The organism is Staphylococcus sp. EG-SA-14, from assembly GCF_017151935.1.
GTDB classification, from domain to species: domain Bacteria; phylum Bacillota; class Bacilli; order Staphylococcales; family Staphylococcaceae; genus Staphylococcus; species Staphylococcus aureus.
The window spans coordinates 76,314-97,524 of the sequence record NZ_JACVZM010000008.1; the positions used below are offsets into that span (position 1 = coordinate 76,314).

The 21,211-nt window shown below is 31.9% G+C and carries 20 protein-coding genes, 1 rRNA gene and 1 pseudogene; 19 read left to right on the forward strand and 3 right to left on the reverse strand.

Annotated elements, in window-relative coordinates:
- The 3 genes from amaP (at nt 1) to IDG63_RS06905 (ending at nt 1,361) form a co-directional block, all read left to right on the forward strand.
- Nucleotides 1–537: an alkaline shock response membrane anchor protein AmaP gene (amaP, locus tag IDG63_RS06895; protein ID WP_000825819.1), complete on the forward strand. Its 537-nt coding sequence runs from the start codon at nt 1–3 to the stop codon at nt 535–537.
- A gap of 12 nt (nt 538–549) precedes the next feature.
- Nucleotides 550–789: a DUF2273 domain-containing protein gene (locus IDG63_RS06900; RefSeq protein ID WP_000002683.1), complete on the forward strand. Its 240-nt coding sequence runs from the start codon at nt 550–552 to the stop codon at nt 787–789.
- A 62-nt stretch (nt 790–851) separates the two neighbouring features.
- Nucleotides 852–1,361, forward strand: a complete 510-nt coding sequence (locus IDG63_RS06905) for an Asp23/Gls24 family envelope stress response protein (RefSeq protein ID WP_000215236.1) — start codon at nt 852–854, stop codon at nt 1,359–1,361.
- Between the two features lie 160 nt (nt 1,362–1,521).
- Here IDG63_RS06905 and sfaD read toward each other — a convergent pair whose 3' ends face one another.
- On the reverse strand, nt 1,522–3,498 hold the full coding sequence (sfaD, locus tag IDG63_RS06910; RefSeq protein ID WP_001052569.1) for a D-ornithine--citrate ligase SfaD: 1,977 nt from the start codon (nt 3,496–3,498) through the stop codon (nt 1,522–1,524).
- A 101-nt stretch (nt 3,499–3,599) separates the two neighbouring features.
- Between sfaD and sfaA the strand changes: the two genes are divergently transcribed.
- Genes sfaA through sfaC form a run of 3 tightly spaced genes read left to right on the forward strand, consistent with a single transcriptional unit; the run spans nt 3,600 to nt 7,614 of the window.
- Nucleotides 3,600–4,793 carry a staphyloferrin A export MFS transporter gene (sfaA, locus tag IDG63_RS06915; RefSeq protein WP_000170403.1) on the forward strand — a complete coding sequence of 398 codons (1,194 nt, stop codon included), beginning with the start codon at nt 3,600–3,602 and terminating at the stop codon, nt 4,791–4,793.
- Nucleotides 4,780–6,537, forward strand: coding sequence for a staphyloferrin A synthetase SfaB (gene sfaB, locus IDG63_RS06920; RefSeq protein ID WP_000262639.1), 1,758 nt, complete (start codon nt 4,780–4,782; stop codon nt 6,535–6,537). The genes sfaA and sfaB overlap by 14 nt, the downstream gene beginning before the upstream one ends.
- A gap of 6 nt (nt 6,538–6,543) precedes the next feature.
- Entirely contained in the window at nt 6,544–7,614 is a 1,071-nt protein-coding gene (gene sfaC / locus IDG63_RS06925) for a staphyloferrin A biosynthesis protein SfaC (protein ID WP_000951637.1), read from the forward strand.
- A gap of 100 nt (nt 7,615–7,714) precedes the next feature.
- On the opposite strand, the gene IDG63_RS06930 is transcribed toward sfaC, so the two are convergent.
- Entirely contained in the window at nt 7,715–7,840 is a 126-nt protein-coding gene (locus IDG63_RS06930) for a hypothetical protein (protein ID WP_001789076.1), read from the reverse strand.
- 165 nt (nt 7,841–8,005) lie between these two features.
- On the opposite strand from IDG63_RS06930, the gene IDG63_RS06935 reads away from it, so the two are divergent.
- The 4 genes from IDG63_RS06935 to IDG63_RS06950 all read left to right on the forward strand — a co-directional run bounded on the left by IDG63_RS06935 (nt 8,006) and on the right by IDG63_RS06950 (nt 12,603).
- Complete coding sequence (locus IDG63_RS06935) at nt 8,006–8,989, forward strand: ABC transporter substrate-binding protein (protein ID WP_001214661.1); 984 nt, start codon at nt 8,006–8,008, stop codon at nt 8,987–8,989.
- 11 nt (nt 8,990–9,000) lie between these two features.
- Nucleotides 9,001–10,032, forward strand: coding sequence for a FecCD family ABC transporter permease (locus tag IDG63_RS06940; protein WP_000974914.1), 1,032 nt, complete (start codon nt 9,001–9,003; stop codon nt 10,030–10,032).
- Nucleotides 10,029–10,997 carry a FecCD family ABC transporter permease gene (locus IDG63_RS06945; protein ID WP_000989089.1) on the forward strand — a complete coding sequence of 323 codons (969 nt, stop codon included), beginning with the start codon at nt 10,029–10,031 and terminating at the stop codon, nt 10,995–10,997. The genes IDG63_RS06940 and IDG63_RS06945 overlap by 4 nt, the downstream gene beginning before the upstream one ends.
- A gap of 235 nt (nt 10,998–11,232) precedes the next feature.
- Nucleotides 11,233–12,603 (forward strand): YjiH family protein, encoded by a 1,371-nt coding sequence (locus IDG63_RS06950; RefSeq protein WP_001549577.1) that lies wholly within the window; start codon nt 11,233–11,235, stop codon nt 12,601–12,603.
- 131 nt (nt 12,604–12,734) lie between these two features.
- On the opposite strand, the gene IDG63_RS06955 is transcribed toward IDG63_RS06950, so the two are convergent.
- On the reverse strand, nt 12,735–12,995 hold the full coding sequence (locus IDG63_RS06955; protein ID WP_001251935.1) for a SunI/YnzG family protein: 261 nt from the start codon (nt 12,993–12,995) through the stop codon (nt 12,735–12,737).
- Nucleotides 12,996–13,171: 176 nt separating this feature from the next.
- Between IDG63_RS06955 and IDG63_RS06960 the strand changes: the two genes are divergently transcribed.
- The 9 genes and pseudogenes from IDG63_RS06960 to IDG63_RS07000 all read left to right on the forward strand — a co-directional run.
- Entirely contained in the window at nt 13,172–13,687 is a 516-nt protein-coding gene (locus IDG63_RS06960; RefSeq protein ID WP_000147092.1) for a metal-dependent hydrolase, read from the forward strand.
- A gap of 43 nt (nt 13,688–13,730) precedes the next feature.
- Nucleotides 13,731–14,918 carry a UTP--glucose-1-phosphate uridylyltransferase gene (locus tag IDG63_RS06965; protein ID WP_000884733.1) on the forward strand — a complete coding sequence of 396 codons (1,188 nt, stop codon included), beginning with the start codon at nt 13,731–13,733 and terminating at the stop codon, nt 14,916–14,918.
- Nucleotides 14,919–14,936: 18 nt separating this feature from the next.
- Nucleotides 14,937–15,620: a PAQR family membrane homeostasis protein TrhA gene (trhA, locus tag IDG63_RS06970; RefSeq protein ID WP_000047255.1), complete on the forward strand. Its 684-nt coding sequence runs from the start codon at nt 14,937–14,939 to the stop codon at nt 15,618–15,620.
- A gap of 178 nt (nt 15,621–15,798) precedes the next feature.
- The gene (gene sdrM / locus IDG63_RS06975; protein ID WP_001237506.1) at nt 15,799–17,142 is read left to right on the forward strand and encodes a multidrug efflux MFS transporter SdrM; all 1,344 of its coding nucleotides are present in this window, start codon (nt 15,799–15,801) and stop codon (nt 17,140–17,142) included.
- 98 nt (nt 17,143–17,240) lie between these two features.
- Nucleotides 17,241–17,714 carry a multidrug efflux transporter SepA gene (gene sepA, locus IDG63_RS06980; RefSeq protein WP_000636857.1) on the forward strand — a complete coding sequence of 158 codons (474 nt, stop codon included), beginning with the start codon at nt 17,241–17,243 and terminating at the stop codon, nt 17,712–17,714.
- 322 nt (nt 17,715–18,036) lie between these two features.
- Nucleotides 18,037–19,479, forward strand: a complete 1,443-nt coding sequence (lmrS, locus tag IDG63_RS06985; protein ID WP_001141006.1) for a multidrug efflux MFS transporter LmrS — start codon at nt 18,037–18,039, stop codon at nt 19,477–19,479.
- Between the two features lie 147 nt (nt 19,480–19,626).
- Complete coding sequence (locus IDG63_RS06990; RefSeq protein ID WP_000958529.1) at nt 19,627–20,691, forward strand: Mrp/NBP35 family ATP-binding protein; 1,065 nt, start codon at nt 19,627–19,629, stop codon at nt 20,689–20,691.
- Between the two features lie 88 nt (nt 20,692–20,779).
- Nucleotides 20,780–20,964: pseudogene (locus IDG63_RS06995) on the forward strand (hypothetical protein).
- 183 nt (nt 20,965–21,147) lie between these two features.
- A 16S ribosomal RNA gene (locus IDG63_RS07000) occupies nt 21,148–21,211 on the forward strand; the annotation flags it as partial.

A 21,211-nucleotide genomic window follows, 5' to 3' on the forward strand; every position in this document is an offset into this window, starting at 1 on the left:
GTGAAACGACTTAAAAACTTTATCCTTGGCTTATTAATAGTAGTAATCGTGGGGTTCCTGTTATTCATGTATATCCAAGATGGACGTATAACTGAATATCAAGACTACTTCCTTCAATTTGAATGGTTCCAACCATTACTTATTTCACTTGCTGCACTATTGATATTAATAGGTCTTATATTAGTATTTAGTATCTTCAAACCTACGCATCGAAAACCTGGATTATACAAAGACTTCGATGATGGTCATGTTTACGTATCTCGTAAAGCTGTTGAAAAGACGGCATTCGATACGGTTGCAAAATATGATCAAGTAAGACAACCAAATGTAGTTGCGAAACTATATAACAAAAAAAATAAATCTTATATCGACATTAAAACTGACTTTTTCGTACCAAATAATGTTCAAGTTCAATCTTTAACTGAAGCAATTCGTTCGGATATTAAAAAGAATGTAGAATATTTCACAGAAATGCCAGTACGTAAGTTAGAAGTTAATGTGAGAGATCAGAAAACTTCTGGTCCACGAGTGTTGTAAGGGAGGTATATCATGGCTAACAATCATAACCAAAACGGACAAGACTCTACACAACAAGTGATTAATTTTTTAAAAGTATTTAAATGGAGAATCGTTGGTTTCCTAGCGTTTCTATTAATCGCGATATTATTCTTAACGTTAGGTTTTTGGAAAACAGTACTTATCATCGTTTTATGTTTAATTGGTGTAGGTATTGGGTATATGAAAGACCGTAAGCAAGATTTTATGAATTTTTTAAATCGATGGAGTTAATTCATCAATTTAGAATTTAATTAAAAAAATATAAAAATTAACAAGTAAAAGGAGAATCTATTATGACTGTAGATAACAATAAAGCAAAACAAGCATACGACAATCAAACTGGTGTTAACGAAAAAGAAAGAGAAGAGCGTCAAAAACAACAAGAACAAAATCAGGAGCCTCAATTCAAAAACAAATTAACATTCTCTGATGAAGTTGTTGAAAAAATTGCTGGTATCGCTGCACGTGAAGTTAAAGGTATCTTAGATATGAAAGGTGGCTTAACTGATACATTCACTAATGCATTCTCAAGTGGCAACAATGTTACTCAAGGTGTATCTGTTGAAGTTGGTGAAAAACAAGCTGCTGTAGACTTAAAAGTAATCTTAGAATATGGTGAATCAGCACCAAAAATCTTCCGTAAAGTAACTGAATTAGTTAAAGAACAAGTTAAATATATTACTGGTTTAGATGTAGTTGAAGTTAACATGCAAGTTGACGATGTAATGACTCAAAAAGAGTGGAAACAAAAACACGAAAAAAATAACGAAAACAATAACCAAGAAAGACAAGGTTTACAATAAGTTATTCGATAAAAAAGCTCGGCACTCAATTTAAGTGCCGAGCTTTTTTGTGATTTTTAATAATTTGAATATGGAAAATGTATTATTCTCTCATTTGTATAGATTGTATTTAATAAGTTAATGTAATCCTTGAGCTCACGATTAATAAAATTCTATAATTTTAATTATTTTCTCGATACAAAGGGTTATTAACTTTAATATAAGTATAATGATGTGCCTCATCTTCAAGACGCATTGTTGTAACACACTTATAATCTATAAATGGCGCGAACATGGTATCTTTAATTTCATTTATGCGATTCTCATTTACTTGATTAGATTTGTGTGTCGAAAGTACAAGTTGATCAAAAATGTTATCTAGTACATCACGAACGATATACCACATATGTCTTTCTAAGTTTGAATCATTTGATGCTTTAGAGATTGTAAGAATTAATTCGCCTAAATGGTTTTGAACGGTAGAATAAAAGGCTTTGTTAAACACAGACGTTTTTGAATCAGTAAGAATTCTTGATTTTTCATGGAAATGAGATGTACTGTATCCCATTTCATTTAGTTGTGCTTTATCAATTCTTAAACCTTCAAAGTCTCTAATATACATCGTGTCCAATAGACCATCTTTCCGAAATGTTGCAATAGCATTTTGCAAGTGAGCCTCTAATGCAATGCCATATTTAGTAACTAGTGGGATTACGAGACCAAGCAATGCTTTACTATAAGTTTCAATCCACGATTTCGCCGATGATTCAAAATCAGACAATGATGCAGCTAATTGATAACGTTTAATCAATGTCACGATAGGTGATTCATTGTTAAATGGGTAGGTTGCAACTAAGCTTGAAGGAATCATTGGTGTGACTTCTTGTGGAATCATTTGGTATATGTTTTTTCTAAATAATGTACCTAATTGTTCACTTCGTTCAGTTTGATAGTCTGCTTCGTCTTGCACATTATAAAAATGAATACCAGCAACTTCATCAATAATTGTTGATGCATAGGACTTAAATATGACATCTTTCTCCAAAATATCATTTAAAATACGTGTCATTAGTGGACCATTGTGCGTCGTTTGTTCTGATAATGTACGAATCTCACCTGTAATATGAACGTTTGTCGACAATTTGATGTGTGGCGACATAGCTGGGTATTTAGGAACTAATGTTCTGAAAGATAAACCAGCATAATAATCCAACGTATGTTTTGCTTCAATGATTAATTCTTTATCTACTTCTGCTTGATAATCAGAATGTAATACGTCATCTAATTGCCATGGATGAACAATCATAATGTGATAATCATTAAAGTTAAACTTTGGCGTAAATTCATTTTCTAATTGTTTAATTAAGTCCGGAAATAGTTGATGAACAGTTGTATCATAATCTTTAGACAGTGACATAGTACGGCTTAATTTACTGTGAATCAGTACTATTTTCAACTTAATAGGTTGATTGAATTCTGAAGAATATAGGAATGTTTGTAATGCATTTAAACCTTTACGTAATTTAGCCCCAGGATGTAGCGGATGACCTTCAATAACGGCTTGCTCTGAACGCAAGTAACTATCTTCGCTATTTTCGATAATATTAAATAAAGGTGCAGAATCATGTTGCATTGACAGTGCTTGATAGCTAATTGCAAATGTCATATTAGTTGCACTGTTTATTAAATCTTGCTGAAATTGATCACTAGCAGCATTTTTTAAATCTGGTGCTTCAATTAAAATACACTCAAGAATTTCATTTGGATGGTGTACTCGTGTAATCGTATTTGTAATGTCATCTTTAATGTAGAAAGGGCCTTCAACATCAATTCGATCAAAGGCGTGTTCTCCAGTGATAGGAGCATATAATGTTTGCTTAGCTTGTGGGAACTGGATTTCTAGTATATGAGTCGTTGAGATATCTAACATAATCAAATCACGACTCAATATTTTCTTACTTTGAGTGCGCGCTTTAACTAAGTTTTCGCGATGCATTGATGTGACCAATCTCTGAGTGACTTTATCTCTTCCTTGTAAAATCATCTCTTTAAAAATATTAGCCCAATCGCTATTATGTTGTTGTAAAAATAAATATGTTTCTTGTTCTTCTTTGTTAAATTTTAATGTCTGTTCTTTAAAAATTAAGTTCAAGTTCATAATTCACCTCTATGAAATATTTTACAAAAGCAAGATAGATTTGTATAATCCATATTAATGATAATGATTCTTATTATCAACAGAATGCGGGTGTAAGTTTTATGACAAAATATTTTTTTAGCAGTTCTTTTCTACTATTTCTAGGTAATTGGATTGGACAAATAGGGCTAAATTGGTTTGTACTTACCACTTATCATAACGCAGTTTATCTGGGGATTGTCAATTTTTGCAGACTTGTACCAATATTATTACTAAGTGTGTGGGCAGGGGCAATTGCCGATAAATATGATAAAGGGCGATTGCTGAGAATTACAATTTCATCATCATTTTTAGTAACTGCAATTTTATGTGTGCTCACGTATAGTTTCACTGCAATTCCAATTAGCGTCATTATTATATATGCGACATTAAGAGGGATTTTAAGTGCGGTTGAAACACCTTTAAGACAAGCAATCTTACCAGATTTATCAGATAAAATATCTACTACACAAGCTGTATCATTTCATTCATTCATCATTAATATTTGTCGTTCAATAGGGCCTGCCATTGCTGGTGTCATATTAGCAGTTTATCATGCGCCAACAACATTTCTTGCACAGGCAATTTGTTATTTTATCGCAGTTTTATTATGCTTACCATTACATTTTAAAGTAACTAAAATACCTGAAGATGCATCAAGATACATGCCGTTAAAAGTTATTATAGATTACTTCAAATTACATATGGAAGGTCGACAAATATTTATAACATCATTATTGATTATGGCGACAGGTTTTTCATATACGACACTTTTACCAGTTTTGACAAACAAAGTATTTCCGGGGAAATCTGAAATATTTGGTATCGCTATGACGATGTGTGCCATTGGTGGTATTATTGCAACGCTAGTTTTACCTAAAGTACTTAAATATATTGGTATGGTAAATATGTATTATTTAAGTTCATTTTTATTTGGCATTGCTTTGTTAGGTGTGGTATTTCACAATATTGTCATCATGTTCATTTGTATTACATTGATTGGGTTATTTAGTCAATGGGCACGTACGACAAATCGCGTTTATTTTCAAAATAATGTTAAAGATTATGAACGTGGTAAAGTACTGAGTATTATTATGATGGATAGAGGTATGATTCCATTGGGAAGTCTATTAATGAGTATATGTGCAGATGTGTTTGGCATTGTTAGAACTTTTTCAATAATGGGAATAAGTACTATATGCATTACAATGGTATTCTATTTTATAAATAGAAAGTTGAAGTTAAAGTTGGAGGAAAGTAATCATGGTATATCTTGAATGGGCAAAGGCAGATAGAAATATTCAATATCGTGTAATTAACGCCATTATTAAAGAACGTATTTACCCCGAGCAAACATTTATTTCGCAAAAAGGATCTTTAATTGAAATTCAGTATCATATGCATGTGTTGACTATTGAAGTTGTTAGAAAAAGTGCATTAGAACGCTATGAGTTTACAGGTGATATTACTTATTTAAATAAAGGTGAAACGTCATTAATTATAACTTTAGAAGGTTTATTAGATGTGTTGAATCATGACTTTGATATCCCTATTTCAGAGCGACTACGCGAAGAGTTAATACACAGTCGAGATAGTTTAGTTGAAACATATAAGCAAATGTCTCACAGACAAACGTTAATAAGTCAAAGTTTTAAATTTTCAAGGTTACCACAAGATATTAACTTTTTTTCATGGTTACAACATGTAAAAGATAGTGATAAGACAGATGATTTAACTTATTCTGAGAGTTTGGTACCAGAGGGGCATCCAACACACCCTTTAACCAAAACGAAATTGCCCTTAACTATGGAAGAAGTACGAGCATATGCACCTGAGTTTGAAAAAGAAATCCCTTTGCAAATTATGATGATTGAAAAAGACCATGTTGTGTGCACAGCTATGGATGGTAATGATCAATTTATTATTGATGAAATAATTCCCGAATACTACAATCAGATTCGTGTGTTTTTAAAGAGTTTAGGTTTGAAAAGTGAAGACTATAGAGCGATTTTAGTACATCCTTGGCAATATGATCATACGATAGGGAAATATTTTGAAGCATGGATTGCTAAAAAAATATTAATTCCAACGCCGTTTACAATACTTTCAAAAGCAACTTTATCATTTAGGACGATGTCTTTAATTGATAAACCATACCATGTTAAGTTGCCCGTCGATGCACAAGCAACAAGTGCCGTTAGAACAGTCTCAACTGTGACTACTGTAGATGGACCAAAGTTAAGTTATGCCTTACAAAACATGTTGAATCAATATCCAGGATTTAAAGTTGCTATGGAACCGTTCGGTGAATATGCAAATGTTGATAAAGATAGGGCACGTCAGCTTGCTTGTATTATAAGACAAAAGCCTGAAATTGATGGAAAAGGTGCAACAGTAGTTAGTGCAAGTCTAGTTAATAAAAATCCAATAGATCAAAAAGTTATCGTGGATAGTTACTTAGAGTGGTTAAATCAAGGAATTACTAAAGAAAGTATTACGACATTTATTGAACGATACGCTCAAGCATTAATCCCGCCTTTAATTGCTTTTATTCAAAATTATGGAATTGCTTTAGAAGCACACATGCAAAATACAGTAGTGAACTTGGGGCCACATTTTGACATTCAATTTTTAGTGAGAGATTTAGGTGGTTCTAGAATTGATTTAGAAACATTACAACATCGTGTATCAGATATTAAAATTACAAATGATAGTTTAATAGCTGATTCTATAGATGCAGTGATTGCAAAATTCCAACATGCTGTTATTCAAAATCAAATGGCAGAATTAATCCATCATTTTAATCAGTATGATTGTGTTGAAGAAACCGAATTATTTAACATAGTACAGCAAGTAGTAGCGCATGCCATTAACCCAAGGCTACCACATGCAAATGAGTTAAAAGATATTTTGTTTGGACCAACAATTACTGTCAAAGCGTTGTTAAATATGAGAATGGAAAATAAAGTAAAGCAATATTTAAATATTGAGTTAGATAATCCGATAAAAAAAGAGGTGTAGTACTACATGGCACACGTTAACATAAATATATCGAAGATTAAATATAACGCCAAAGTACTTCAAACAGTTTTTCAAAGTAAAAATATGCAATTCACACCAGTAATTAAGTGCATAGCTGGTGATCGTACAATTGTAGAAAGCTTAAAAGCGTTAGGTATCAATCATGTTGCAGAATCCAGATTGGATAACATAATTAGTATTGCAGATCAGGATTTAACATATACGTTATTGCGTACGCCTGCCAAAAAAGAGATTTCAGATATGATAGAAAAAGTTGATATGAGTATCCAAACAGAATTATCTACCATACATCAAATAAATGAAGTAGCAGAAGTTTTAGGAAAAAAACATAAGATTTTATTAATGGTAGATTGGAAAGATGGCCGTGAAGGTGTTCTGACTTATGATGTTTTAGATTATATTAAAGAGATTATTCACTTGAAAAATATCCATTTTGTAGGTTTAGCATTCAATTTTATGTGTTTTAAATCTGATGCGCCAAGTGATGATGATATCTTTATGATTAATCGATTCGTCTCAGCTGTTGAAAGAGAAATAGGATATCGATTGAAAATTATTTCAGGTGGTAATTCGAGCATGTTACCACAACTTTTATATAATGATTTGGGTAAAATAAATGAATTGCGAATAGGTGAAACGTTGTTTAGAGGTGTTGATACAACGACAAATCAAGCGATCGCTATGCTTTATCAAGATGCGATTACATTGGAGGCTGAGATTTTAGAAATTAAACCTCGAGTTAATACACAAACGCATGAATCATTCTTACAAGCTATTGTAGATATTGGTTATTTAGATACAAAAGTCGATAATATTTCACCTATGGATCAGCATATCAATATTTTAGGCGCTTCGAGTGATCATTTAATGCTTGATTTAAATGGTCAAGGACACTATCAAGTTGGAGATCATATATCTTTTTCATTAAATTATGAAGCACTTTCTCATTCGATGTATATGAAAAATTTACATAAGGTATATATTGATGATTCAAAGATTGATACGCTACTTCAAAATTTTGATGTGAAATCTCCTGCTATGGTAAACCAATATTAATATATTTATCAATAAGTCTAAGTTGACAAGTTATACTACATATCGTTTACACGGTTGTATCATAATTGTTCAACTTAGATTTTTTGTATTTGTTGATTTATCAAATTAAGTGCAACAGTTCGTCACATAAAATTGCAACAGATAATATCAGCTGAATTACAGGGATAACGGTCATGCTAAATGGTGTCAATTGTATTAATGCAAAGATGATATAGCAATGATACATTATCAGTATTTTGTCTAAGGAAATGTGCTAATTGTAGTCATAATTATTAGAGAAAATATATAGTCATACATTTTAGTAATATAAAAAAGATTGAACACTACTTGACAATGATAATTGTTATCAATAAAATAATAAATGAAGTTATACATATTAAGGAGTGGAACGATGAGAGGTCTAAAAACTTTTAGTATATTGGGATTAATAGTTGCCTTACTTTTAGTTGCAGCTTGTGGTAATACGGATAATTCAAGTAAAAAAGAATCATCAACTAAAGATACTATTTCGGTAAAAGATGAAAATGGTACAGTAAAAGTACCTAAAGATGCAAAACGTATCGTTGTATTAGAGTACTCATTTGCAGATGCATTAGCAGCATTAGACGTTAAACCAGTTGGTATTGCTGATGATGGTAAGAAAAAACGTATCATTAAACCAGTTAGAGAAAAAATTGGGGATTATACTTCTGTAGGTACACGTAAACAGCCAAACTTAGAAGAAATTAGTAAATTAAAACCGGATTTAATTATCGCTGATAGCAGTAGACATAAAGGTATTAATAAAGAATTAAACAAAATTGCACCAACATTATCATTAAAGAGTTTTGATGGAGACTACAAACAAAACATTAATTCGTTCAAAACAATTGCTAAAGCTTTAAATAAAGAAAAAGAAGGCGAAAAACGTCTTGCTGAGCATGATAAATTAATCAATAAGTATAAAGATGAAATTAAATTTGATAGAAATCAAAAAGTGCTTCCAGCAGTAGTTGCTAAAGCTGGTTTATTAGCACATCCAAACTATTCATATGTTGGACAATTTTTAAACGAACTAGGATTTAAAAATGCATTAAGTGACGATGTAACAAAAGGTTTAAGTAAATATTTGAAAGGACCTTACTTACAATTAGACACTGAACATTTAGCTGATTTAAATCCAGAGCGTATGATCATTATGACTGATCACGCTAAAAAAGATTCTGCTGAATTCAAGAAATTACAAGAAGATGCAACATGGAAAAAATTGAATGCAGTTAAAAATAATCGCGTGGATATTGTTGACCGTGATGTTTGGGCAAGATCTCGTGGCTTAATTTCTTCTGAAGAAATGGCTAAAGAACTTGTTGAATTATCAAAAAAAGAACAAAAGTAAGGTGGAAGTAAATGGCTATAAAAGAAATAAGTAGCCAATCTGCCATTGATCATAAAAGAAAAAGACGCACAACACTCACGTATATAGTGAGTTTGTGCTTTCTTTTTATTTGTATATATTTAAATATGGCGATTGGTTCTTCGAAAATTAATTTTAGCGATATCGTTCACTATGTTACTGGTCATACAGATACGAAAGCAACGTTTTTATTGCATAATGTACGTATGCCAAGGATGATTGCAGGGTTATTTATTGGCGGTGCATTAGCGGTATCTGGTTTGTTAATGCAAGCAATGACACGCAATCCGCTAGCATCACCTAAAATTTTTGGTGTCAGTTCTGGTGCATCTTTTTTCATTGTATTTGTGACGATTATCATTCCATCATTAGAATATTATGCATTATATTTAGGTGTGATAGGTGCATTTATAGGTGGTTTAACTGTTTATACACTTTCAGGTGCTACGAAAGGTATGACACCCATTAAATTAGCATTGGCTGGTATGGCCATCCATTTGTTTTTTAGTAGTATGACCGAAGGTATTATTATTTTGAATGAGAATTCAAACGAACAAGTGATGTTTTGGCTTGTCGGTTCATTATCCAGTATGAAGTGGGATGAAATTTTAACCATTCTACCATGGCTTATTGGTGCTTTAATTGTAACGATTTTTATTGGACGTCAACTAACGATAATGGAACTAGGCGATGACATTGCTAAGGGATTAGGTCAAAATATAAATAAAGTTAGAATTATCATTGGACTATTAGTCATTATTCTTACAGGTATGTCGGTGTCAGTGGCAGGACCAATTGGATTTGTTGGCTTAATCGTACCGCATATAGTCAAACGCTATGTGAGTAAGAATTATTTAGTCATGATTCCATTAACATTTATTATAGGTGCAGATTTGTTACTACTATCAGATGTATTAAGTCGTTTAATTACATATCCTTATGAATCACCAGTAGGGATTGTTACATCATTCGTAGGTGCACTTTACTTCTTATTTATAACGATTAAAGGGGTGAAAAGAATATGATGACAACGAAAATTATACGTCGTTATAGTTTAATCACAATCCTTTTAATTGTGAGTATATTCATAAGTTTATGTGTAGGGTCTGTCATGATTCATCCGATTGATGCTATTAAGGGAATCTTTACACAAGATGATTTTATTTTAAATGAGTATCGTATACCTAGAACATTACTTGGTATTATTATCGGCAGTAGCTTGGCTATTTCAGGTGCAATTATACAAGCTGTAATAAGAAACCCGTTAGCCTCACCTGATGTTATAGGTATTTCTAAAGGTGCCAGTTTAGCTGCTGTGATTATTATTATGACCTTTCCAACAGCACCATTGTTTGTATTACCTATAGGTTCATTCTTAGGTGCCTTTGCAGTAAGTTTATTTTTATCATTTTTAATTTCAAAATATGATGTTAAAGGTTCAAAGCTTGCTTTAATTGGTTTAGCAATAGGCGCAATATGTATGGCGATTGTGCAGTTCTTATTAATCAGAAATCCACTGGAAGCAAACAAAGCGCTTGTTTGGTTGACAGGTAGTCTATATGGACATGATATGTCGAATATTTATACTATATTACCTTGGTTTTTAATAACGATACCAATCATCATTTTATTGAGTTATCAATTAGATGTATTGAATCTAGGTGATGCTGTTGCAACCGCACTCGGTTTAAAAGTTAAAACTATTAAAATGCTATTGCTAATTTTAGCAGTAATATTAGCAGGATCCGCAATTTCAGTTGTCGGTGGTATTAGCTTTTTAGGATTAATTGCACCTCATATTGCGAGACAATTAATAGGAAATAAAACATTACACGTTATTATCATGTCGGGGTTAATTGGTGCTATATTGTTAACATTTGGAGATGGTTTAGCCCGTGGCATTCATCCGCCACTGGATATTCCTGTAGGGGTTATCATTGCAATTATCGGTGCACCATACTTCTTAATATTATTACGAAGAATGAAATAACTAACATATGATTAGAGTTTAAAAAAGGTTAAGTACGAAATCAGTAATTGTACTTAACCTTTTTTGAATTCATCTTGAAAAATTACAAGAAATAGCGTATATTTAATAACTGTAATTATTCATTATTTTGCATACATAAACATTTTAAAAGATAGAATGATAAGGAATATGTTTGTTAACTGAATAGAATTCTGTATATACTTAAAACGAATACATAGAGAAATGGATTGATTTTATGGATAGCTTTTCAAGGAAAGAGATAGTTATTGGGAGACTTAAGTTTATTACGATGTCTTTAATTGGTATCTTATTATTTTTAGTACCAATTCCAGTCGAACAAGATGGACAGAAGCAAACAACGTTGCCCGTGGCATTTTTAGCAGGCGTGCTTAAAGATGTATTAGGTGGCGTAATGCCATTTTTAATTGTGACGATAATTACTTTATCGGGTATCATAACTCTGATTTGTTCAACTATTTTAAAAGATAAATTGAAACCTGACGGGCTAATGAACAATGCTTTTAACGTTAGAATTGGTTGGTTAATTTTACGAATATTAGCAGTTGTTTTTGCATGGATGACATTTTTACGAATTGGTTCAAAGGTTATTTACTCAGATGAAACGGGTGGATTATTGTTCTCAAGTTTATTGCCAACATTAGTGGCAGTATTCTTATTTGCAGCTCTATTTTTACCGCTATTAATGGAATACGGTTTGTTAGAGATGTTGGGTCCTATTTTTAGACCGGTTATGAGACCTTTATTTACATTGCCAGGACGTTCGACGGTAGATAATTTAGCATCATTTATTGGAGACGGAACTGTTGGGGTCTTAATTACAAGTAGACAATATGGTGAAGGATATTATTCTCGTCGTGAGGCAACAGTTATTTCAACGACATTTAGTGTAGTTTCTATCACCTTTGCAATTGTAGTTGCTGAAACAGTGCACATGCAAAATCAATTTTTTGCTTTCTATTTATCAGTGATAGTATCCTGCCTCGTTGCAGCAGTCATTATGCCAAGAATTTGGCCTTTAAATAAAATTCCTGATGAGTATGCTAAGGAGGTACCTGAAAGTGCGCGTACTGAGGCATTGCCAGAAGGAAAGACGGCATTGAGACATGGCTTTGATACTGCAACAGAAGTTGGTATTAAAGCACCGGGCGTTATTGACTTTTTTAAGTCAGGATTAAAAACAGTCATTGATATGTGGTTTGTTATTTTGCCTGTAGTGATGAGTATTGGTACTATTGCTACCATTATTGCGAACTACACGCCCTTTTTTGTCATATTGGGTAAACCTTTTGTTCCATTTTTAGAGTTAATGCAAATACCTGAAGCGGCACAGGCTTCTCAAACGATTATTATCGGTTTTGCCGATATGTTTTTACCTTCTATATTAATTGAAGGTGTACAAAATGATATAACTCGTTTTGTTATTGGGGCACTTAGTATATCGCAGTTAATATACTTGTCTGAAGTAGGTGGCGTCATACTTGGTTCGAAGATTCCTGTAAGCATCGGCAAATTGTTTATGATTTTCTTGATTAGAACAATCATTACACTACCAATTATTTCTTTGATGGCACATCTTTTGTTATAAATATATGTGAAAAAGGACAACTGTTAAAATTATGAGAACAGTTGTCCTTTTGTATTTGTTTATGCTGGGTGTTGAATCAATTAAAAAAATCATTCATGAAGCCCTCACCATGAATGATTTTTTTATACAATTTATTTAGTTAATTCATTGTAAACTTTTTGATCATTTTGAGTATAAATAATGTATTCGTGGTCTTCAGTATCGATAATAACGCGATTCGTTTTACCAAACGTTGAGCCGATTCTAGATACATCTTTGCTGTCTAATTTAGGAACTGCATGAATATCTTGGTCTTGTGTAATATTTTTAATTTCACTTGTAGGAATTTTGATATCAGCAACTCTCCATTGAATACGCACTTCATTATTATCTTTCTTTACTGTCATTGCCATTATTCAAACACATCCTTTAAATATTTTGTAAATACATCATAAACGATTTTGTAATCGTTTTCAAGAGTTATGTGATACTTTTTTAAATTGTGTCATACTAATGAATTTTAACCCGAAAATATGTTCGTGTTTTTGTTAGGGATATGGTAAAATGTGAGTATTAAAGGAGAACAAATATGACAGGTAAAACACATGCTTCATGCGGCATGCTCGTTGGAGCGCTAACAACACAATATTTTCAAACGGATATTTTTTCGTCGGTTACGGTTATCATTCTAGCAACTCTAGCTAGCTTATTACCCGATATATGTCACACTCAAAGTAAGATTGGCAGAAGGTTTAAGGTAATTAGTTTTTTTGTGAGATTGATCTTTGGACATCGAACCTTTACGCATTCAATATTATTTATCGCAATCATAGCATTTTTATTGCAAATTATTCAGACGCCTAATTATTGTATGGCAGCAATTATAATTGGGTTAGTGTCACATGTTATACTAGATATGATAACACCAAAAGGCGTGAAATTATTTTATCCGTTACCGTTTAATGTGAAGACACCGATCCAATTTAAAACAGGTGGACTTGTAGACTTATCTTTAGCTACTGCGTTAATGGTCGGAACAGTTTATGTTTTATTTCAGCCTTTCATCAATGATATAATAAGCAACTGGAATACTAAGTTTTTATAGAAAATAAATTATTAAAGGTTACAAACTCAGCAGGAGGCATAAAATGCTAGATAAAAATCAATTAGCTAAATATAAACAAGATCATTTGTGTGAATATGAAAAAATAATGAGTAACAATGAAAAAGAAGCACTTGAAGAGAAGGTAGCGTCATTAGATTTAGATTTTATTGCCAAATTATATAACGATTTATACATCAATAAGAAAACAATAGATGATGTATCTGCAGTTTCTGAAGTGAAATATGATATTAAATCACAAATGAGTGATGATGAGATTAAGCGTTTAGAGGAACAAGGACTTCAAGCTATTAAAGAAGGACAATTTGCAGTACTTTTGATGGCAGGTGGTCAAGGAACAAGACTTGGTTACAAGGGCCCTAAAGGTTCGTTTGAAATTGAAGGTGTAAGTTTATTTGAACTTCAAGCTAACCAATTAAAAACATTGAATCATCAATCTGGACATACGATTCAATGGTATATTATGACAAGTGATATCAATCATGAAGAAACTTTAGCTTATTTCGAAGCACATAGTTATTTTGGATATGATCAAGAAGCAATCCATTTCTTTAAACAAGATAATATTGTGGCGCTTAGTGAAGAAGGGAAGTTAATTTTAAATCAACAGGGTCGTATTATGGAAACGCCGAATGGTAATGGTGGCGTGTTTAAATCTTTAGACAAGGCAGGATACTTAGAAGAAATGTCTAATAATGGCGTTAAGTATATTTTCTTGAATAATATCGACAATGTTTTAGTAAAAGTGTTGGATCCACTATTTGCAGGATTTACGGTAGAACATGATTACGATATTACTTCTAAAACGATTCAACCAAAACCAGGAGAAAGTGTTGGACGTTTAGTTAATGTCGATTGTAAAGATACAGTACTGGAGTATTCAGAATTAGATCCAGAAGTTGCAAATCAATTTAACAATGCTAATATCGGTATTCATGCATTTAAACTTGGTTTTATTTTAAACGCTGTAAATCGTGAGTTACCTTATCATTTAGCTATTAAGGATTTGAAACAATTAGATGAGAACTTTGGTGTTATTGAACAACCAACTTTAAAATTCGAATTGTTCTATTTTGACATATTTACTTATGGAACTAGTTTTGTCACGTTACAAGTTCCTAGAGAAGAAGAATTTTCACCTCTTAAAAATAAAGAAGGTAAAGATAGTGTTGCAACTGCAACAGAAGATTTACGTAGAATGGGTTTAATTTAATGATAGGCGGTGACTATGATGTCCAAATCAACTAAAAAAAGTAATGACACAATCGTAGAAACATTTAAGGATATCATCCCTTTATCATTTGGAGAAGAAATTGGTAATGCGGCATCTCATGGTGTTGCAGCTTTGTTAACATTATTAGTGTTACCCTATGCGGCTGTGCACAGTTATATTGCACATGGTACGCTTGCGTCTGTGAGTATGTCTATTTATGTTATTTCTATCTTTATGATGTTTATTTCATCTACTATTTATCATTCTATGCAAAATGAAACACCTCATAAATATATTTTAAGGATTATCGATCACAGTATGATTTACGTAGCAATTTCTGGTACATATACGCCTATTTTGTTAACAGTTGTAGGTGGTTGGATAGGTTGGACAGTATTTATTTTATTATGGGGAACGACACTTTGGGGGATTTTATATAAATCCATAGCTGTCAAAGTTAACCAAAAGTTAAGCTTAATTGTCTATTTAGTGATGGGCTGGGTAGGTATTATCTTGTTACCAATTATTTTTATTCGCACATCATGGATATTCATATTATTCATTTTCTTAGGTGGTGTGTCTTATACAATTGGTGCGTGGTTTTATGCACAAAAGAATAGACCATATTTTCATATGATTTGGCATATTTTTATTGTAATAGCATCACTATTGCATTTAATTGCAATCTTATATTTTATGTAGTCGTTTAGAAAAGCTGGGGGAAACTCCGCTTTTTTTATTACATAAATCATTCTAATAGGGGATTGTATTGTAATAGAATTATCGTTAAGATTTGAAAGTCAAAAGTGTTTATACATATGAAAACCAATTATTAGTAAATGAAATCTTATAAATAAATATATATAGAAGGAGGTATTTCATGCGATTAAAGTCAATCATAACTGTTATAGCTTTAATATTAATTATGTTTATGTCAGCGATTGAATCATCTATTATTTCGCTTGCATTACCTACAATTAAACAAGATTTAAATGCAGGAAATTTAATTTCATTAATTTTCACAGCGTATTTTATCGCATTAGTAATTGCCAATCCTATAGTGGGCGAATTACTTTCGAGATTTAAAATTATTTATGTGGCAATTGCAGGATTACTTTTATTTAGTATAGGTAGTTTTATGTGTGGTTTAAGTACTAATTTTACTATGCTAATTATATCACGCGTGATACAAGGTTTTGGATCAGGTGTATTGATGTCATTATCGCAAATTGTTCCAAAGTTAGCATTTGAAATTCCGTTACGATATAAAATTATGGGCATAGTTGGCAGTGTTTGGGGTATTTCGAGTATCATTGGGCCACTTCTAGGTGGTGGTATATTAGAATTTGCAACATGGCATTGGTTATTCTACATAAATATACCGATTGCGATCATTGCCATTATATTAGTTATATGGACATTTCATTTTCCAGAGGAAGAAACAGTTGCTAAATCAAAATTTGATACTAAAGGGCTCACGCTATTTTATGTATTTATTGGATTGATTATGTTTGCTTTATTAAACCAACAGCTATTACTTTTAAATTTCTTGAGTTTTATCTTAGCTATCGTTGTGGCAATGTGTTTATTTAAAGTAGAAAAACATGTTTCTTCACCATTTTTACCTGTGGTGGAATTTAATCGTTCGATTACTTTAGTTTTTATAACTGACCTTCTAACAGCTATTTGTTTAATGGGATTCAATTTATATATTCCAGTCTACCTTCAAGAACAACTAGGATTATCTCCATTGCAAAGTGGATTGGTTATTTTTCCTTTATCTGTAGCTTGGATTACATTGAATTTTAATTTACATCGAATTGAAGCAAAACTATCAAGGAAAGTTATTTACTTACTATCATTTACATTGCTACTAGTAAGTAGTATTATCATTTCATTTGGTATTAAATTGCCGGTACTTATAGCATTTGTGTTAATTTTGGCAGGATTAAGTTTTGGATATATTTATACGAAAGATAGTGTAATTGTCCAAGAGGAAACTAGCCCATTACAAATGAAGAAAATGATGTCATTTTATGGATTAACTAAAAATCTTGGGGCATCAATAGGTTCAACAATAATGGGATATCTTTATGCGATACAATCAGGAATCTTTGGTCCAAACTTACACAATGTGTTAAGTGCTGTTGCTGTAATTAGCATTGGGCTTATTGTTTTATGGGTCGTATTTTTTAAAGAACAGTCATCTCAATCAAAAGAATAGAATTATGATTAAAATTGATGTAGTGTAATTAAAGTAAGAAATAATAAATTCCCTAGATACTAGATAAATCGTTCAATATTTTATTAATAAGGAGGCCAATGATTGTGAATTATCTTAAACATAAGTTTTATAACTTGTTAACTACAATGATTGTTCTCTTTATTTTTGTACTTTCTGGTGCGATTTTTTTAACATTTCTAGGGTTTGGTTTATATGGATTAAGTAGAATACTTATTTATTTTAGGTTAGGTGACTTTACATATAATAGAAGTATGTACGATAACCTATTATATTATGGCAGTTATATAATCTTTGGGTACTTCATCATATTTGCAGTCGAGCATTTAATGGATTATTTTAGAAAAATGTTGCCTGAAAATGCATATTTTAGAGGCGCGACTTTTCATTTGATTTCTTACACAGTTGCAACAACGTTATTTTATTTCATCATTCATTTAAATTATGTTTATATCAATATCGATTTTTGGGTCATCATGGTTATTATAGGGTTCTTATATGTTTGTAAGCTTCAATTTTACCCTGAAAGTAAAAATTTAAATAATAGAAAATAGATATCTGAAGTTGAGGGCACATATGTGTTCCAACTTCTTTTTGTTCAATAGAAGAATCGATAATAGTGAGTCTTAGTGCTCAATTTGTGGTAAATAAGTTAAATAACCATTGTATGAGTCTGAGACATAAAATAAATTATTAGGCCCTACAATGTTATATTGTTAGTTTTTTAAGTACACATTAGCTGTGCCTAATGTGTAAGAACCAATAATGATTTAATATGTAGTGCTACTTTATCATTTGAGTACTACTCCCATTATGTTCATGGCTATATGTATTGAAGGGACAAGTGTATATCTGTTTTAAAAAGGAGGAATTATGATGGCTAAAGTTGAATTAACAACCCGGAGACGAAACTTCATAGTTGCTGTTATGTTGATTAGTGCGTTTGTAGCTATTTTAAATCAAACATTATTAAATACAGCGTTACCTAGTATAATGAGAGAATTAAATATTAATGAAAGTACATCGCAATGGCTAGTTACTGGGTTTATGCTTGTTAATGGCGTCATGATACCTCTGACGGCATATCTAATGGATAGAATTAAAACTAGACCTTTATACTTAGCGGCGATGGGGACATTTTTATTAGGTTCTATTGTTGCAGCCTTAGCTCCGAATTTTGGAGTTTTAATGTTAGCACGTGTAATTCAAGCGATGGGTGCAGGCGTACTTATGCCCTTAATGCAATTTACGTTATTTACATTGTTCAGTAAAGAACATCGAGGTTTTGCAATGGGACTAGCAGGTTTAGTAATTCAATTTGCACCAGCAATAGGCCCTACAGTTACAGGATTAATTATTGATCAAGCGAGTTGGCGAGTACCATTTATTATAATTGTAGGAATTGCTTTAGTTGCCTTTGTTTTCGGCTTAGTTTCAATCTCAAGTTACAATGAAGTGAAATATACGAAATTAGATAAGCGCTCAGTAATGTATTCAACTATTGGATTCGGGTTAATGCTATACGCATTTAGTAGTGCAGGAGATTTAGGATTTACAAGTCCAATAGTAATAGGTGCGTTGATAATAAGTATGGTTATTATCTATTTATTTATACGTAGACAATTTAATATTACTAATGCACTTTTAAATTTAAGGGTTTTTAAAAATAGAACATTTGCATTATGTACGATTAGTTCAATGATTATAATGATGTCAATGGTTGGACCTGCGCTGCTTATACCGCTATATGTTCAAAACAGTTTATCTTTATCTGCCTTGTTATCAGGACTTGTTATCATGCCTGGTGCAATAATAAATGGTATTATGTCAGTTTTTACAGGTAAATTTTATGATAAGTATGGTCCTAGACCATTGATTTATACTGGTTTTACAATTTTAACAATTACTACAATTATGTTGTGTTTCTTGCATACAGACACATCTTATACGTATTTAATAGTCGTATATGCAATTAGAATGTTTTCAGTTTCTTTACTCATGATGCCGATAAATACTACAGGAATTAATTCTTTGAGAAATGAAGAAATCTCACATGGCACGGCTATTATGAACTTTGGTCGTGTAATGGCTGGTTCACTAGGCACAGCTTTAATGGTTACATTAATGAGTTTTGGTGCAAAAATATTTTTATCTACATCGCCATCGCATTTAACTGCAACTGAAATTAAACAGCAATCCATTGCTATAGGGGTGGATATCTCATTTGCTTTTGTAGCTGTGCTTGTTATGGCAGCTTATGTGATAGCACTTTTTATAAGAGAACCTAAAGAAATAGAAAGTAATAGAAGGAAATTTTAAAATAATTATAGTAGTTGGTCTATTTAAAATAATAGGCTAACTGCTTTTTTTATTTAATAAAAAGTTTTATACTTTTAGTGATAGACTAAGCAAAAATTGTTATTTGCTATGATGTAGATGTCTTAAAATGATTAAGGGGGATTTGCTTTGTTAACGGTAGATCAAGTGAAAGAATTGGTAGGAGAAATTAAAGATCCTATTATAGATGTGCCTTTAAAAGAAACAGAAGGTATTGTTGAAGTTTCTATTAAGGAAGAAAAAGAACATGTGAGTGTTAAATTAGCAATGGCACAATTAGGTGGTGCACCGCAATTAGATTTACAGATGGCTGTTGTTAATGCATTAAAAGAAAACGGTGCGAAAACGGTCGGTATACGATTTGAAACATTGCCGGAAGAAAAAGTAAATCAATTTAAACCAAAAGAAGAAAATAAACCTAAAACGATAGAAGGCCTATTATCTCAAAATAATCCAGTCGAATTTATTGCAATAGCCTCCGGTAAAGGTGGTGTCGGTAAATCTACTGTTGCAGTAAATTTAGCCGTTGCCTTAGCTCGTGAAGGGAAAAAAGTCGGATTAGTAGATGCCGATATATATGGATTTAGTGTACCAGATATGATGGGTATTGATGAAAAGCCTGGAATTAAAGGGAAGGAAGTAATTCCAGTTGAACGTCATGGCGTTAAAGTTATATCAATGGCCTTTTTTGTGGAAGAAAATGCGCCAGTTATATGGAGAGGGCCAATGTTAGGTAAAATGTTGACGAATTTCTTTACAGAAGTTAAATGGGGAGACATTGAATATTTAATACTCGATCTTCCACCTGGAACAGGAGATGTAGCTTTAGATGTTCATACGATGTTACCTTCAAGTAAGGAAATTATTGTAACGACACCTCATCCTACAGCAGCATTTGTTGCAGCTCGCGCAGGTGCGATGGCAAAACATACGGATCATTCTATTCTTGGCGTAATTGAAAACATGAGTTATTTTGAAAGTAAAGAGACGGGTAATAAAGAATATGTCTTTGGCAAAGGTGGCGGTACTAAGTTAGCTGATGAACTTAATACTCAATTACTTGGGGAATTACCTTTAGAGCAACCATCTTGGAATCCAAAAGATTTTGCACCGTCAATATATCAATCAGATGATCATCTAGGTAAAATTTATAGCTCGATTGCACAAAAAGTTATAGCTGCTACAAATAAATAGGTATAATATATGCTAAACGTACAAAATTACTTTTATTTTGTACGTTTTTATGTTGATTTGTTTTGGAATGCTGGTAAAATAAGTTCTTGTGTTAAGCAATAAACGCGTTGAAAAAGAAGCGGGTTGTGAACACAAAAAGTTTTAAAAAAGTTATTGACTTTAAATTCCAAAGTTGATAATATGATAAAGTCGTCAAAAACGACGCAGTTGTTTTTAAAGAAGAATTTCAAAAGTGTAAAACTTACCATTGAAATAACTATAAAAACAATATAGAATAAATAAAGTAATCGTTCAAAAAGTTATTGACTTCAAGAAACAAATGAAGTAGAATAAAAGAGATTGAACATTAATGAACATTGAAAACTGAATGACAATATGTCAACGTTAATTCCAAAAAACGTAACTATAAGTTACAAACATTATTTAGTATTTATGAGCTAATCAAACATCATAATTTTTATGGAGAGTTTGATCCTGGCTCAGGATGAACGCTGGCGGCGTGCCTAATACATGCAAGTCG